Annotated in this window: 13 protein-coding genes; 11 read left to right on the forward strand and 2 right to left on the reverse strand. The window is 65.5% G+C overall.

Going from position 1 to position 15630, the window contains the following annotated elements; translation table 11 throughout:
* Positions 1 to 43: 43 nt before the first annotated feature.
* The 7 genes from OKW87_RS02610 to OKW87_RS02640 all read left to right on the forward strand — a co-directional run bounded on the left by OKW87_RS02610 (position 44) and on the right by OKW87_RS02640 (position 9040).
* On the forward strand, positions 44 to 1261 hold the full coding sequence (locus tag OKW87_RS02610) for an acyl-CoA dehydrogenase family protein (protein WP_265542089.1): 1218 nt from the start codon (positions 44 to 46) through the stop codon (positions 1259 to 1261).
* 44 nt (positions 1262 to 1305) lie between these two features.
* A complete protein-coding gene (locus tag OKW87_RS02615) occupies positions 1306 to 2376 on the forward strand; it encodes an acyl-CoA dehydrogenase family protein (protein WP_265542090.1) in 1071 nt (356 codons plus the stop codon).
* A gap of 162 nt (positions 2377 to 2538) precedes the next feature.
* Entirely contained in the window at positions 2539 to 5331 is a 2793-nt protein-coding gene (locus OKW87_RS02620) for a TonB-dependent receptor (protein ID WP_265542091.1), read from the forward strand.
* 58 nt (positions 5332 to 5389) lie between these two features.
* Positions 5390 to 6706, forward strand: coding sequence for a spinster family MFS transporter (locus OKW87_RS02625; protein WP_265542092.1), 1317 nt, complete (start codon positions 5390 to 5392; stop codon positions 6704 to 6706).
* Complete coding sequence (locus OKW87_RS02630; protein WP_265542093.1) at positions 6693 to 7058, forward strand: hypothetical protein; 366 nt, start codon at positions 6693 to 6695, stop codon at positions 7056 to 7058. The genes OKW87_RS02625 and OKW87_RS02630 overlap by 14 nt, the downstream gene beginning before the upstream one ends.
* 86 nt (positions 7059 to 7144) lie before the next feature.
* Positions 7145 to 8071 (forward strand): NmrA family NAD(P)-binding protein, encoded by a 927-nt coding sequence (locus OKW87_RS02635; RefSeq protein WP_265542094.1) that lies wholly within the window; start codon positions 7145 to 7147, stop codon positions 8069 to 8071.
* Positions 8072 to 8224: 153 nt separating this feature from the next.
* Positions 8225 to 9040, forward strand: coding sequence for a hypothetical protein (locus OKW87_RS02640; RefSeq protein ID WP_265542095.1), 816 nt, complete (start codon positions 8225 to 8227; stop codon positions 9038 to 9040).
* Positions 9041 to 9053: 13 nt separating this feature from the next.
* Here the strand turns inward: OKW87_RS02640 and OKW87_RS02645 are convergent, their stop codons facing one another.
* The gene (locus OKW87_RS02645; protein ID WP_265542096.1) at positions 9054 to 9725 is read right to left on the reverse strand and encodes a hypothetical protein; all 672 of its coding nucleotides are present in this window, start codon (positions 9723 to 9725) and stop codon (positions 9054 to 9056) included.
* Positions 9726 to 9778: 53 nt separating this feature from the next.
* Entirely contained in the window at positions 9779 to 11017 is a 1239-nt protein-coding gene (locus OKW87_RS02650; RefSeq protein ID WP_265542097.1) for a TetR/AcrR family transcriptional regulator, read from the reverse strand.
* Positions 11018 to 11154: 137 nt separating this feature from the next.
* Here OKW87_RS02650 and OKW87_RS02655 point away from each other — a divergent pair, with 137 nt between their 5' ends.
* The 4 genes from OKW87_RS02655 to OKW87_RS02670 all read left to right on the forward strand — a co-directional run bounded on the left by OKW87_RS02655 (position 11155) and on the right by OKW87_RS02670 (position 15630).
* Complete coding sequence (locus tag OKW87_RS02655; RefSeq protein WP_265542098.1) at positions 11155 to 12435, forward strand: acyl-CoA dehydrogenase family protein; 1281 nt, start codon at positions 11155 to 11157, stop codon at positions 12433 to 12435.
* A 195-nt stretch (positions 12436 to 12630) separates the two neighbouring features.
* Positions 12631 to 13716 (forward strand): Zn-dependent alcohol dehydrogenase, encoded by a 1086-nt coding sequence (locus tag OKW87_RS02660; RefSeq protein ID WP_265542099.1) that lies wholly within the window; start codon positions 12631 to 12633, stop codon positions 13714 to 13716.
* Positions 13713 to 14729 (forward strand): phosphotransferase family protein, encoded by a 1017-nt coding sequence (locus OKW87_RS02665; protein WP_265542100.1) that lies wholly within the window; start codon positions 13713 to 13715, stop codon positions 14727 to 14729. Before OKW87_RS02660 ends, OKW87_RS02665 begins: the two co-directional genes overlap by 4 nt.
* A gap of 115 nt (positions 14730 to 14844) precedes the next feature.
* Positions 14845 to 15630: an SDR family NAD(P)-dependent oxidoreductase gene (locus OKW87_RS02670; RefSeq protein WP_265542101.1), complete on the forward strand. Its 786-nt coding sequence runs from the start codon at positions 14845 to 14847 to the stop codon at positions 15628 to 15630.

The raw sequence follows: 15630 nt of genomic DNA on the forward strand, positions 1-15630 counted from the left end.
CCGCAACCTCGAAACAGGCTCTGAACGGGCAGTGGAGAGGATGATGGCGACAGCAATCGAGGGCGACGCGCCGGTGGACGCGGGCGAGGCGTTTCGGGCGAAGGTCCGCGATTGGCTCGCCGCGAATTTTCCGCCGAGCCTGAAGGGCAAGGATAATGGCATGTCGGCGGTCGAGGGGCCGAGCGAGCCGACGCCCGACGAGGACGCGTGGCGCAAGGCGATGGGCGAGACGGGCTGGGGGGTGCCGACGTGGCCCAAGGAATATGGCGGCGGCGGGCTGAGCCGGGCCGAGTCGCGGATCCTGCAGGAGGAGATGACCCGCGCCGGCGCTTCCAACCCGATCGGCGGGATGGGGGTGATGATGTTTGGCCCGACCCTGCTCGAATATGGCTCCGAGGAGCAGAAGCGCGAGCATATTCCGCCGATTGCGCGCGCCGAGATACGCTGGTGCCAGGGCTATTCGGAGCCGGGCGCGGGATCCGATCTCGCCAGCCTGCAATGCTTTGCCGAGGATCGCGGCGATCATTATCTGGTCAACGGCCAGAAGACCTGGACCAGCGGCGGGCAGTGGGCGGACAAATGCTTCATGCTGGTCCGCACCGATCGGACCAAGAAGCATGAGGGGATCACCTTCCTGCTGTGCGATATGGATTCGCCGGGGGTGGAGGTAAAGCCGATCCGGCTGATCTCGGGATCGTCGCCCTTTTGCGAGACCTTCTTTACCGACGTGAAGGTGCCCAAGACCAACCGTGTGGGCCAGGAAGGCGAGGGCTGGACGATCGGCAAGCGGCTGCTCCAGCACGAGCGATCGAGCCTGTCGGGCGGATCGGGGGCGGGGCGGATGTTTGCCGGCACGCCGCTGTCGCAAATCGCCAAACAATATGTCGGCGTGGACGGCGAGGGGCGGATCGCCGACGCCGATCTGCGCGGCCGGATCGTACGGCACGAGATGGACATGCGCGCCTTCATGCTCACGCTGCGGCGTGCGAGCCAGGAGGCGAAGTCGAACCAGGGCCCGTCGGCGGCGACATCGATCATGAAGAATGTCGGCGCGCGGATCATGCAGGAGCGCTCCGAGCTGCTGATCGAGATTCGCGGCTTGGCCGGGCTAGGCTGGGAGGGGGAGGGCTTTGGCGACGAGGAGCTGCGCGACGTGCGCACCTGGCTCTTCGGCAAGGCAGTGTCGATCTATGGCGGATCGAGCGAGATCCAGAACAATGTGATCGCCAAGCGGATCCTTGGGATGCTGGATCATCAATGACCTCAACCCCTCTCCCCACCGGAACGGGAAAGCAGGAATAAGCAATGGCCGTACTGACCGAAGAACAGACGATGCTGCGCGACATGGCGCGCGAGTGGGCGGACAATGAATCGCCCGTCACCGCGTTTCGCAGGATGCGCGATGCGGCGCCGGCGACCTACTATGATCCTGCCGCCTGGGAGGCGCAGGCGGCGATGGGCTGGGCGGGCATATTGGTGCCCGAGGCACAGGGCGGCGTTGGGATGGGGTATCTCTCGCTGGGGATGGTGCTCGAACAACTGGGCCGCACCCTGACCGCGACCCCGCTGGCGGCGACGGCTTCGGCGACCAGCGCGCTGTTGCTGGGCGGATCGGAGAAGCAACAGGCCGAATGGCTGCCGCGGATCGCGGCGGGGGAAGTGATCGCGACGCTGGCGATCGACGAGGGACCCCGCTTCGATCCCGCAACGATCGCGACCAAGGTCGAGGGCGGGCGGCTGACGGGCACTAAATTGTTCGTGGCCGAGGGCGACAGCGCGCAGCTGTTCGTCGTCGCGGCGAGCGACGGGCTCTATCTGGTCTCGGGTGACGAAGGGGTGACGCGTAGCCCGCGGAAGCTGACCGATTCGCGCAGCCATGCCGAACTGCGGTTCGACGGCGCACCGGCGCAGAAACTGGAGGGCGGGGACGACTTGCTCACCCAGGTCGCGGATCGGGCGACGGCGGCGGCCTGCGCCGAGATGCTGGGGATGGCCGAGGCGGCCTTCGCGCAGACCAACGATTATCTGAAGACGCGCGTCCAGTTCGGGCAGGCCTTGTCCTCTTTTCAGGCGCTGCAGCACCGGATGGCCAAGATGTTCACCGAGCTCGAATTGATGCGATCGGTCGTCGAGGCCGCGCTGGAAGCGATCGATTCGGGACGCGCAAATGTCAGCCAGGAAGTGAGCCTGGCCAAGGCGCTCGCGAACGAAACGCTGCATCTGGTGAGTCGCGAGATGGTGCAACTGCACGGCGGCATCGGCATGACCGATGAGCATGATGCGGGCTTCTATCTCAAGCGGGCGCGGATACTGGAGGCGATGTGGGGGAATGCATCGTGGCATCGCGAGCGCTTTGCGCGACTGGGCGGCTTTTGAGGCAAGCGGGTTCGTGCTGCCAACTATGACAAATGCGCAACAGTCGCAGTTCAGTCGCTGATTGCAACGTTTGTTATGCTTGACGGCCCTTAGGGAAATGCGTGTAATTCGAGGATAGGGTATGGCGCCGACAAGCGCGCCAGCCGCTGTGGGAGAGAGAATATGCGGTTACGCCTTTTGTCGGCCTGCGCAGTTCCGGCGCTAATCGTGGCCCTGGCAGCGCCAGCGCATGCGCAGGATGCCCCCGCCGTCAGCCAAAGCGAGCAGCAGGCGGAACCCACCTATGACGGCAACGATATCGTCGTTACCGCGCAGGGCCGTGCGCAGGCGCTGGCCGACGTGCCGGTGGCGATTTCGGCGGTGACATCGGATTCGCTCAAGAATTCCGGCGCCAACGACATTCGCCAGCTCAACCAGCTTGCGCCGTCGCTCCTCGTTTCTTCGACCGGGTCGGAAGCAAACGGCTCGCCGCGCATCCGCGGCATCGGCACCGTCGGCGACAATGCCGGCCTGGAAAGCTCGGTCGTGGTGTTCATCGACGGCGTATACCGTTCGCGCTCGGGCATCGGCCTGAACGAGCTCGGCGAAATCGACCGGATCGAAGTGCTTCGCGGTCCGCAGGGTACGCTGGGCGGCCGCAACTCCTCCGCAGGCCTGATCAGCATCATCAGCAAGCAGCCTTCGTTCACCTTCGGCGCGAACGCCGAGGCTACCTATGGCAATTACGATTTCATGCGATTTGCCGGCGGCGTTACGGGCCCGCTCACCGAGAAGATCGCGGCGCGGCTGGACGGCGTCTATGTGAAGCGCGACGGCTTCTATGGCGACCCGGCGAACAACAAGCGCGTCAACGATCGCGACCGCTATTTCGTGCGCGGCCAACTGATGTTCGAGCCCTCGTCGGACATCAGTTTCCGACTGATCGGCGACTACAGCAAGCGCGAAGAGGCATGCTGCGGCGCGACCTATGTCAGTGCTGCGATGAACCCCTATGTCGGCAATCTCAACAATCCGGCGACGCCGCTCACCACCGGGCTTGCGACCGGCAACAACATCATCAACGTGCTGACCGCTCTTGGTCAGGATCCGGCCGCGTTTAATCAGCGATACTCCCGCAATCTGTCCGTCACGCGCGGAAGAAGCTATGACAACAAGACGGAGGATTGGGGCATTTCGGGCCAGCTCGACTGGGACCTGGGCGGCGCCAAGCTCACTTCGATCACGGCCTATCGCGACTACTATAACGAGAATGGCGGCGACCTCGATTACAGCACGGTCGATATCTTGTATAACGCCGATGACGGTAACAATCGCCGTGCGTTCAAGACGTTTACGCAGGAAGTCCGGCTGCAGGGCAGCGCGTTCGGCGACAAGCTCGACTGGCTGATCGGCGCTTTCTACTTGAACGAGCAGTTCCACGGAAAGAGCAATTTGCGCTTCGGCAACCAATATGGCCGGTTCGCAGCGTGCCGCGCGGTCTCGGGCGGCGCATTGGGCGCCTTCTATTCCCCGACCGGCGCCGGCTGCCTTTCGGCGACCGGGCGTGGCGCGGTCGCAAGCGGCGCGGTCACCGGCTCACCGGTGACCGGTGCGATCCTTCTCGGCGCCTTCGATCGCCTCGATTCGGTCAACGATCGCGGCAGCACGATCGACTTTTATGACCAGGACAATCAGAGCTTCGCCGTCTTCACCCACAATATCGTGCACGTGACGAACACCGTCGATCTGACATTGGGCCTGCGCTACACCGACGAAAGCAAGAAGTTCAGCGCCACGTTCGGCAACGACAACGTCGCGTGCCCGGCACAGCAGGCCGCGTTGGCGCCATTCCTGACATCGGCGCTGGCGGCGACCGCAGGCGGACTCATCAGCCTGACCTGCCAGGGCAATGCGACCTCCGAGCTGAACGGCGTCAGCATACAGGACGAACGCAGCGAAAGCCAGTTCACCGGCACGGCGATCCTCTCGTGGAAGCCGATCGACGACCTCTTGCTCTATGGAAGCTATTCGCGCGGCTACAAGGCCGGCGGGTTCAATTTCGACCGCTCCGCGCTGAAGGGTCCGATAGCCACCTTCGCATCGGTGGGCGGCGCACAGGCGCTGGTCGGCAACCTTCAGTTCGAGCCGGAGAAGGTCAACGCTTTCGAAGTGGGCGCGAAATACGCAACCGGCCCGTTCAGCCTGTCGATCGCGGGTTTCCGCCAGGAGTTTCGCAACTTCCAGCTCAACACCTTCGACGGCACGGTGTTCATCGTTCAGAACGTCAACGGCTGCACTACGTCGCTGAACGGTGCCGATCGGGATCAGAGCAAGTTCACCGGTGCGCCCAATTACAGCGCCGCGGCGTCCGCAAGCGGAACCTGCGCCGCGGACGACATCGGCTGGGGCGTGGCATCGACGGGCGTCGAGCTGGAGGCGATGATCGCGCCGGCGCGCGACTTCCGCGTGACGGCCGGCTTGACCTACGCGAAGACCAAATATCGGGACAATCTGGTCGGCACGGAAACGGGAGCGCCGCTCAATCAGGCGTTGCGCAAGTTGCCCGGCGACAATCTTTCCAACGCTCCGGAATTTGTCGTGACCGGTTCGGCGGCATGGACGCCGGAACTCGGCAGCTCCGGCCTCTCGGGGCTGTTCTACGTCGATACGCGCCTGTCGGACGATTATAATACGGGCTCCGATCTATTCCCCCAGAAGGAGCAGGACAGCTTCGTGCTGTTCAATGCGCGGATCGGCATTCGCGGTCCGAACGAGCGCTGGGCGATCGAATTCTGGGGGCAGAATATCCTGGACAAGGACTATGCGCAGGTCGCGTTCAACTCGCCGTTCCAGGAGGGCGCCACGTCCACCACTGCTGGCTTTGCCGATCCGCAATATCCGGGTGGGCGGCAGATATTCTCGCAATTCCCGGCGGAGCCGCGGACCTACGGCGTGACGCTGCGCGGGAGCTTCTGACGGTGTGGGAGGAGCGCGACCGCGCTCCTCCACTCTCTAGCAAGGGGTTATTTACGCGATGACCGAGCCCGCGAGCGACGCACTCGCGATGAAGCGGCGGTCGCTGACGCTCGCTTTGCTGACGCTGACCTATTTCTTCAGCTATATGGACCGGCAGATCCTCGCGATCCTGCAGGAAGCGATCAAGCGCGACCTGCTGCTCGAGGACTGGCAGCTCGGGCTGCTGGCCGGGCTGGCCTTTGCGATCTTCTATGCGACGCTGGGGATACCTGTGGCGTGGATCGCCGATCGCGCCAATCGCCGAAACATCATCGCGATCAGCCTGGCGCTGTGGAGCGCGATGACCGCGGCGGGCGGGCTTGCGACCAACTTCACCCAATTGCTGCTCGCGCGGATCGGCGTGGGGATCGGCGAGGCGGGATCCTCGCCGCCGAGCCATTCGATCATCGCCGACCTCTATCCGCCCGAGAAGCGCGCGGGTGCGATGGGGATCTACTCGCTGGGCGTGGTGCTGGGCGCGGCGCTGGGGACCTTCATCGGCGGGCTGGTGGCAAGCGCCTATGGCTGGCGCGCGGCGATGTTCGTGATCGGGCTGCCCGGAGTGGCGCTGGCGGTGATCGTCTGGCTGTTCGTGGTCGAGCCGCGGCGCGGGCTTTCGGACCCGCAGCATGCCGCTGCGGCGAGCGGGGCGATGCCGCCGCTGCTCGACGGCTTCCGCGCCATCCTGCGCAGTCCGCCGGCGCTGCATCTGGTGGTGGCGGTGACGATTACTTCGATGGTGGGCTATGGGCTCACTGCGTTCGGGCCGAGCTACATGCAGCGCTCGCTCAGCTTCACGATGCGCGACATCTCGCTCTACGTGGCGCTGCCGTCGGGCTTTTGCGGAATGTTGTCTGCAGTGTTCGGCGGCAAGCTCGCGGATCGCTTTGCGCGCACGCATGGGCTGCATATGCAAAGCACGATGGTCGCGGTGCTCAAGACGCTGGCGCTGCCCTTCACCTTCGCTTTCCTGCTGATCGACGTCCCCGCGATCGCGATCGGATCCTTTTTCGCCTATGTCTTGCTCGCGAACTCCTATCTCGGACCGACGTTCGCGCTCATCCAGGGGCTGGCGCCGATGCGGCAACGGGCCTTGTGGGCGGCGATCACGCTGCTGGTGATCAACCTGATCGGTCTGGGGCTCGGGCCGACTCTGGTGGGCGTGCTGAGCCACTTGCTGCGGCCGTCGCTGGGCGAGGAATCGCTGCGCTGGGCGATGTTGCTGTTCGTCGCGGTGACGCCCTGGGCGATCTATCATTATTGGCGCGCGGGCGTGCTGCTGAAGCGTGCGAAGGTCGCGCGCCCACCGTCGGGGATTGGCGATGTACCGCATTGAGGTGGACGCCGAGCAGGGCGTGCTCGAGGTGACGCTGGGCGGCATGATGCCGGTGGAGGAAGCGGCGGAATATATCGCCGCGCTGAAGCGCACGCTCGCGGCGCATCGGCTGAGCGACTATGCGATGGTGATCGACGTATCGGACTGCCCGATCCAGTCGCAGGAAATGATCCGATCGATGGGCGGGCTGATGGCGACGATGCCCAAGGCGCGGGCGCTGGCAATCGTGACCGAAAGCTCCCTGGCGCGGATGCAGATTCGACGGTTGTTCACCCAGCCATATGCGCGGATCGCGGGCACGGTTGCGGACGGGCGGGCCTGGGTCGTGTCGGGGATTGAGCCGGCGGTTTAAGTCGAGCGAGCGACGGCACCAAGCGCTCGAGGGAGCGTTGGCGCGACGCACATCTCCGACCTTCAGCAAAGGCGCCGAACCCGACCATGCCACATGCCGATACTGCAACCCCCGCTGCCATCGCTTTGGTTGGAGGGACGGGCGATCTGGGGCTGCGGATCGCGCGGGTGCTCGTTGCGCGTGGCGCGCGGGTCCGGGCCCTGGTGCGATCCAGCTCGAATTCGGCCGCCCTCGCCGGCAGCGGGGCCGAGATTGTGCCGATCGATTTCAATGACGCGCACGCCCTGCGCGAAGCCTTGCGCGGTGCGGCCTGCCTGGTCTCCGCGCTGAACGGGCTCGAGGACAGCATCTTCGACCTGCAGGGGCGGGTGCTGGATTTCGCGGTCGCGGCCGGGGTGCCGCGTTTCATCCCCTCAGACTATTCGCTGGATTTCACTCGCACCCGGCCGGGGCGGAACCGCAACCTCGATTTGCGCCGCCGCTTCCTGGCGCGGATCGACGCCGCGCCGATCCGGGCGACGTCGATCCTGAACGGCGCCTTTGCCGAGTTGCTCGCCGGGCAGGCGCCGATCGTGCTGCGCGGACCAAAGATCGTCCTCCATTGGGGCAGCGCCGACCAGTTGCTCGATTTCACGATGAAGGACGACGTGGCGGCCTATACCGCGGCGGCGGCGATGGACCCCAATACGCCGCGATTCCTGCGCATCGCCGGCGATGTGGTTAGCCCGCGCGATCTTGCCGCGACGATGCGGGGGCTGACCGGGCAGCGCTATCGGCTGGTGCGGCCCGGGGGCGTTGCGGTGCTGAGCGCGATGATCGGCATCGCCCGGCGGATCGCGCCGGAGCCCGGGGCGGTCTTTCCGGCCTGGCAAGGCATGCAATATCTGCGCGACATGATGGAAGGGCGGGGCAAGCTCGAACCACTGGATAACGAGCGCTATTCCGGTCTTGGCTGGACGAAGGCGCGGGATATTCTTGCGGCTGGCGGCATGGATCTGGCTACGCGCGCTTAGGCCGGCGTCGCAGCAACAGCCGGCGCCCTCTTTCATCCCGTGGTGCAGTTGCTTAAAGCGCCAGTAAGCCAGATACTTCGCAATGTTCAGAACCAAAGGCCCGCAAGCGCGTTGTTTCTTGGCCGACCATGGCAATTACATGGGGAGACCATCATGCGAGCACACGCTTTCATTGCCCTGACCGCCACGCTTGGCTGGGCCGGTCCTGCCGCCGCACAATCCGCAAGCGACCTGTCCGATCTCGTCAATGCGCGCGCAGCGGGCGGGGAAACCCAACTCGAAGCGCGTGGCTATGAATTCGTCACCACCAACACAGTGCGCGATACGAAATGGTCGTTCTGGTGGAACGAGCGGACGCGGCAATGTGTGCAGGTTGCCACGTCGAACGGCCGCTATAGCGCGATCCAGCGCGTGCCCGAGGCGAATTGCCGCCCGTCCGCAACCACGCTGCCCTCGGGTCCGGTCCGTCCGTTGCCGGTTCCGGGTCGACCCGATTATGGGCCACCGCGGCCGCCGCAGCCCGACGATGACCGGCCCGGCGCCGGGGATCGGTTCGGCCCTTCGATCACGCTCGTCTGCTTCGGCGGCGGCAGTGCGCCGACGACGCAATATCAATCGGGCTATGTCTATAATTCGCGCTCGCACCGCTTCGAACCGCAGTTCGGGACGACGTTGAGCCGCGACGGCTTCACCTCAGACGTTCAGATCGAGATCTGGCATGGGCGCGGACGGATTCACCTCGACGGGAGGCTGATCTCGCCGTTGCATTCTGGCGGCAATAACGGCTGGTGGGACATCGACAATCTGGTCGTCACGCCCGATCGGATCACGGGGCAGTATCGGATGAACGGACTCAACAAGCCGCGCATCGAGATCGATCGCCGAAGCCAGCGCATCACGATCCGCGCGGCCACGAACTTTTCGGGGCGCTGCGATGTCGGCAATTGGCGCGGGGGCGGCGGCTTCTAGCCTGACGGAGCGATCAGGCGATCAGCGGCGCAAGGAGCGCGAACGCGAGCAGGCACTCGACCATCCCGACGCTTGCCGCCCAGAAAGCGCGTACCCGGCTTAGTTTGAGCACGCGTCGGAACCAGCCGGCCTGCACGGTGCCGAACCAGAGGAAGGCGGCGAGGGCGATCAGCCATCCGGCGATGGTGACGACCTCGCCGCGGTGGAGGTGCGGGAGCAGTACGCCGATGCCCAGCGTCAGCGCGAATACAGCAGTCGGATAGCATTGCGCGTAGAAAGGCAGCCGCAGGCTGTTCCTGGTCAGCCGCTGCCGTCGAATTCGGATCATCCGCACCGACATGACGAGCGGAATCACGCTGAAGAACACCACGCGCAGCAGAAGCAGGCTGGTGTCGTCCGTGATCAGGCTAGCCAGCCCTCGATTGCTGGTGACGAGCGGGTTCTGGCCGACCAGCGCCAGTTCGAGCGCGTGGCTTAGCAACAGCGTGAGGAGCAGGAAGATGGGTGGACTGAGCGTGTCGGTATATTGCTCGTCGGGCCGATCGCCCAACTCGTCGTCGGCATATTCCATCATCGCCGATGGCCGCGAGATCGTCCGCCAGAGCGTGATCGGATAGAAGACGAGCCAGGTTGCGATCTCGAAGAGCAGATCGTCCAGCGACTTGAGGAAGTTCATGAAGATCATGAAGGGGAATGCAGCACGTCCCGGGCGCGATTGAAAGCCGGGATCGGATCGATTCAGCCCCTCAGCACGCGATCGTCGAACAGTCCGAAGGCCAGCGTCGAGGCATAGAAGGCCACCGCCCGTTCGCGCGGCATGGTGCTCGCCCATTTGCGCATGTCGAAGGCGGCATTCTGGAGGGCCATGAGCGCCTGGCTGGCGACCAACGGGTCGATCGGGCGGATCGAGCCTTCGGCGATGCCGTCGGAAAGCATTCCGGCGAAGCGGCGGGCGATGCGGTTCGAGCGATCGATCATCGTGGTGCGGACGCCCGGAGGCAGGCCTGAGAGCGCGGTGGTGCGGAGCAGCGGGCCGCGCTCGGAGAATTGGACGTCGAGCAGCGTGGCGATCGTGCTTTCAAGCCGGTCCCAATGGCTGCCCTTGTGGGTTTCGGCGAGACGCTGGGCCTCGGCGATGATGTCGAAGCTGCGCTTGTAGCAGGCGATGACCAGATCGTCCTTGGCATCGAGATGGTGGTAGAAGCTGCCCTTGGTGACGTTGAGTTCGGAGGCGATGCGCTGGACCGAGGCGCCGCGATAGCCGAGCTCGTTGATCAGCCGCGTGGCGGCGAGGAGGAAGGCTTCGCGGCCGGGCTCGGGCTCCTCGTGGACGAGATCGAGCAATTCGGGGCGCCAGTCCTGGCCCGGGGCGGCTATGCCTGAGCGGAAGACGTCCATCAGCCGCGCCTCGACGCGCGGATATTCGTCGACTTCGTAGCGCGGCAGCCAGGCGGTGAGCCAGAAGCTGTTCTCGAGGAGGACATGCGCGCGGGCGCCGCGCAGATCGGTCTCCGCGCGGGTGCCGTCGCTGCCCCAGAGGCTGCGCGTCTTGCGGAAGATGTTGCGCCAGCCGGTGAGGAGCTGGCCCTTCATCGGATCCTCCATCGCGCGAAGGTCCGAGAGGATCGCGAAATCGCGCTCCTCGCCGCGGCGGATGCGGGCGAGGCGCTCCATGTTGAGGTTGAGATAGCGGGCGACGCGGGCTTCGGGGCTGGGCTCTGCGAGCGCTTCGTCGAGCATCGCCGCCAGCCGTTCGAGCGTCTGTTCGAAGGCGGCGGTCGCAAGGTCCTCCTTGCGCTTGAAATAATAAGTGACCGACGTGGTGTTGAGCCCGACGCGGCGCGCGACGTCGGCGAAGGTCATGCCCTTGGCGCTCTGTTCGTTGATCGCATCGGCGGCCGCGGCCAGGATCGCGTCGCGCTTGGCCTGGAAGCGTTTGGTGCCGGCTGCTGCCTCTGCTTTTTCGATCGCGGTCATTGCGCGCAGCTTAGTCATTTCGCGGCGGAGCCAAAGGGGTTTTTTGAAGGTGATGCGTACCGATTTTGGTTGGCGTCCAGACTTTACCGAATATCCGGTACGCTCTAAGCCGGGCCGACAGATCGGGAGAGACGGCCATGGACTTCACTTTGAGCGCGCGCGAGACCGAGTTTCGCGATCGGGTGAAGGACTTCATCGACGCCGAGATCCGGCCGCGCGATCCGCTCTATCATGCGCAGCAGGCCGAGGGCGAACGCTGGAAGGTCCTGCCGGTGATCGAGGAGGCCAAGGCGAAGGCCAAGGCGCAGGGGCTTTGGAATTTCTTCATGCCGCCGCATTCGGGGCAGGTGCATGTCGACGATAGTTTCGCGTTCGAGGGGACGCAGCTCAGCAACCTCGAATATGCGCTGTGCGCCGAGGAAATGGGGCGGATCGGCTGGGCTTCGGAATGCTTCAATTGCTCGGCGCCGGACACCGGAAATATGGAAGTGTTCCACCGCTATGGGACGCTCGCGCAGAAGGAGCAGTGGCTGGGGCCGCTGATGCGTGGCGAGATCCGTTCGGCCTTCCTGATGACCGAGCCGGCAGTGGCATCGTCCGACGCGACCAACATCCAGACGCGGATGGAGCGGGACGGCGATCAGTATGTGATCAACGGGCGGAAGTGGTGGTCGTCGGGGGTGGGCGATCCGCGCTGCAAGGTGGCAATCGTGATGGGCAAGACCGATCCGGGCGCCGCCAAGCACGCCCAGCAGAGCATGATCCTGGTGCCGCTCGGCGCGTCCGGCGTGAGGATCGAGCGGATGCTTTCGGTGTTCGGGTATGATCATGCGCCGCACGGGCATGGCGAAGTGGTGCTGGAGAATGTGCGCGTGCCGGCGGAGAATATCCTGCTCGGCGAAGGGCGCGGCTTCGAGATCGCGCAGGGGCGGCTGGGGCCGGGGCGGATCCACCATTGCATGCGCACGATCGGGGTGGCCGAGGAAGCGATTGCAGCGATGGCGAAGCGGCTCGTCAGCCGCATCGCCTTCGGCAAGCGGCTATCGGACCATAGCGTGTGGGAAGAACGGATCGCGCGGGCGCGGATCGACATCGAGATGACGCGTTTGCTGTGCCTGAAGGCGGCGGACATGATGGACAGAGCGGGCAACAAGGCGGCCCAGCTCGAAATCGCGATGGTGAAGGTGCAGGCGCCGCTGATGGCGCTGAAGATCATCGACGATGCGGTGCAGGCGCATGGCGGGGCGGGGGTCTCGGGCGATTTTCACCTGGCGCATGACTGGGCGGGAATCCGGACGCTGCGGCTCGCCGACGGGCCGGACGAGGTGCACAACCGGGCGATCGCGCGGGCGGAGTTCGGGAAGTTCGGGGAGTTCCGGGCGGATCGGGTTTCGTCTGGGGATGGGGTGAGCCGGTGATTGTCCTCTCCGGCACGGAGCGTCGGGCCGGATCGTCCCCCGGACGATCCTCGATCATGCGGGGCATGATCGACCCGATGCTGGGGACCGCCGTGAAGCGGTGGTGGAGGGGGCGCGCCCCAAACAGGACCGCTGGTGGAGAGCCCCCACCACCAGCCTGCGGCTGGTCCCCCTCCCCGTGCCGGGGAGGATAAGGTGAAAGCAGCAATCCTATTCGAAGCGGGAAAGCCGCTCGAGATCGGCGAGGTCCGGGTCTCCGACCCTGGGCCGCGCGAGGTGCTGATCCGCACGGTCGCCTGCGGGGTATGCCGCTCCGACCTGCATTTCGTCGACGGTGCCTTCCCGCATCCGGTGCCGACCGTGCCGGGGCATGAGGCGGCGGGGGTGATCGAGGCAGTGGGGAGCGATGTCGCGCATCTGAAGGTGGGCGATCACGTCATCACCTTCTTCACGGTATTCTGCGGATCGTGCGAGATGTGCGTGAGCGGGCGACCGTCGCTGTGCATCGATCCCTCGACCCGGCGGGCGCCGGGGGCGGAGCCGCGGTTGCGGATGTCGGACGGGACGCCACTCGCCCCGTTCCTCAATCTGTCGGCCTTTGCCGAGATGATGCTGGTGCATGAGAATGCCTGCGTGGCGATCGACAAGGCGATGCCGCTCGATCGTGCGGCGTTGCTCGGCTGCGCGGTGATCACCGGCGCGGGGGCGGTGTTCAACGACAGCCGGGTGCGGCCGGGCGAGAGCGTCGCGGTGATCGGCGCGGGCGGGATCGGGCTTGCGGCGATCAATGCCGCGAAGATCGCAGGCGCGGGGACGATCCTGGCGATCGATCCGATGCCCGAGAAGCGCGAACTGGCGCTCAAGCTCGGCGCGACGCATGCGCTGGATGCCGCGAGCGAGACCATCGTCAAGGACGTGCTGAAGCTGACCGGCGGCGGGGTCCATTATGCGATCGAGGCGGTCGGGCGGCCGAGCACGGCGGAACTGGCCTGGAACATCCTGCGCCGCGGCGGGACTGCGACGATATTGGGGATGATCGCGCCGGGGCAGAATGTCAGCCTGGCCGGCCACACCTTCCTAACCGGCAAGAAGATCCAGGGATCGCTGCTGGGATCGACTCGCTTTCCGATCGATATGCCGCGGCTGGTGCGGATGTATCTGGATGGGGTGCTCGATCTGGATACGATGGTGGCGGAGCGGATCGGGCTGGAGGACGTGAACGATGCACTGCAGAAGCTGCGCGACGGGCATAGCGTGCGTTCGGTGATCAGCTTCGCATGAGCGATCTCGACGAAACCCGGCTGGGCGAATGGCTGGCGGCGAACGTCGCCGGGTTCAGCGCACCCTTCACGCTGGAGAAGTTCGCCGGGGGGCAGAGCAATCCTACCTATTGGCTTGATGCGGCAGGAGAGTCGTTCGTTTTGCGGCGCAAGCCGTTCGGGGCGATTCTGCCCTCGGCGCATGCGGTGGAGCGCGAGCATCGGCTGATCGCGGCGCTGCATCCGACTGGGTTTCCAGTGGCGCGGCCTTACGGGCTTTGCGAGGATCCGGAGGTGATCGGCGCGCCCTTCTACATCATGGAGATGGTGGAGGGGCGGACGCTGTGGGACGGGGCGCTGCCGGGGATGACGCCGGACCAGCGAACCGCGCATTATGGGGCGATCGTCGATACGCTCGCGGCGCTGCATACGATCGATCCGGATGCGGTGGGGCTGGGCGATTATGGCCGGCCGGGCAATTATTTCGAGCGGCAGGTGGCGCGCTGGACCAAGCAATATCGGGCCAGCCAGACCGACGACATGCCCGAGGTCGAGGCGCTGATCGAATGGCTGCCGCGCACCGTGCCCGCGCAGACGCGCACCGCGATCGTCCATGGCGATTTTCGCATCGACAATATGATCTTCGCGCCCGACGGGCCACGCATCCTGGCGGTGCTCGACTGGGAGCTTTCGACGCTGGGCGATCCGCTGGCGGACTTTTCCTATTTCCTGATGAGCTGGGTGACCGCGCCCGAGGGGCGTTCAGGGGTTCAGGGACTGACCGGGGCGGAGACGGGGATTCCGACGATGGCGGCGGTGGTGGAACGCTATTGCGCGGCGACCGGGCGCGACGGGGTGCCGGACCTGAACTGGTATTTTGCCTATAATCTGTTTCGGCTGACGGGCATTGTCCAGGGGATCAAGAAAAGGATGATCGAAGGGAATGCCTCGAGCGCGCAGGCCGCGGCGACGGTGGCGCGGTTGCCAGGCTTGGCGGCTTCGGCCTGGGGGTTTGCGCGGGAGGCTGGGGCTTGATTACCCACGCTCGTCATCCCCGCGAAGGCGGGGATCCAGCGTTGCGAGCCGCTCCCTTTGTGACTCTGGATCCCCGCCTTCGCGGGGATGACGATGGTAGGACGAAGGGCGCGTGATGCGGTTTCAGGATAAAGTAGTCGTCGTCACCGGGGCGGGCTCCGGGATCGGGCGGGCGACCGCGCGCTTGTTTGCAGAGGAGGGCGCCAGCGTCGTCGCTGCCGATCTTGGCGAGACGGTGGAGGCGACCGTCGCGGGGCTGCACAGCGCCGTCGCTGTGCGGATGGATGCGGGCGACGAAGGCGATGTCGAGCGGCTGGTGTCGCTGGCGTGCGAGCGGTTCGGCGGGCTGGACGTGTTTTACGCCAATGCCGGGGTTTCTGGCGGGGCCGAGGGGATTTTCGACTCCAGCGCAGAGCTTTGGGTCGAGGTGCTGCGAGTCAATCTGATCGGGCCGGCGATGGCGATCAAGCATGCCGCGCCGCGGATCGTGGAGCGTGGCGGCGGGGCGATCCTGTGTACCGCCAGCGTCGCCGGGCTGCGTTCGGGCGCGGGCGGGCCGGCTTATTCGGCGTCGAAGGCGGGGGTGATCAACCTGGTCCAGACCGCGGCGCAGCAGCTCGCGACGTCGAACGTGCGGGTCAACGCGATCTGCCCGGGGCTGATCGAGACGGGGATGACCCAGCGCGCGTTCGACTATGCGCGCGAGGCCGGCAAGGAGGACAAACTTGGCCAGCTCAACCCGTTGCGGCGGGCGGGGGCGCCCGAGGAGATTGCGCGAGTGGCGCTGTTCCTCGCGTCCGACGATGCGAGCTATGTGAACGGACAGGCCTGGGTGGTGGATGGCGGGCTTTCATCGAGCCATCCGGTGACGCGGCAGTTGTTCGGGAAGACGGCTTTTTGA

It is taken from the genome of Sphingomonas sp. M1-B02, from assembly GCF_026167525.1.
Taxonomy (GTDB): domain Bacteria; phylum Pseudomonadota; class Alphaproteobacteria; order Sphingomonadales; family Sphingomonadaceae; genus Sphingomonas.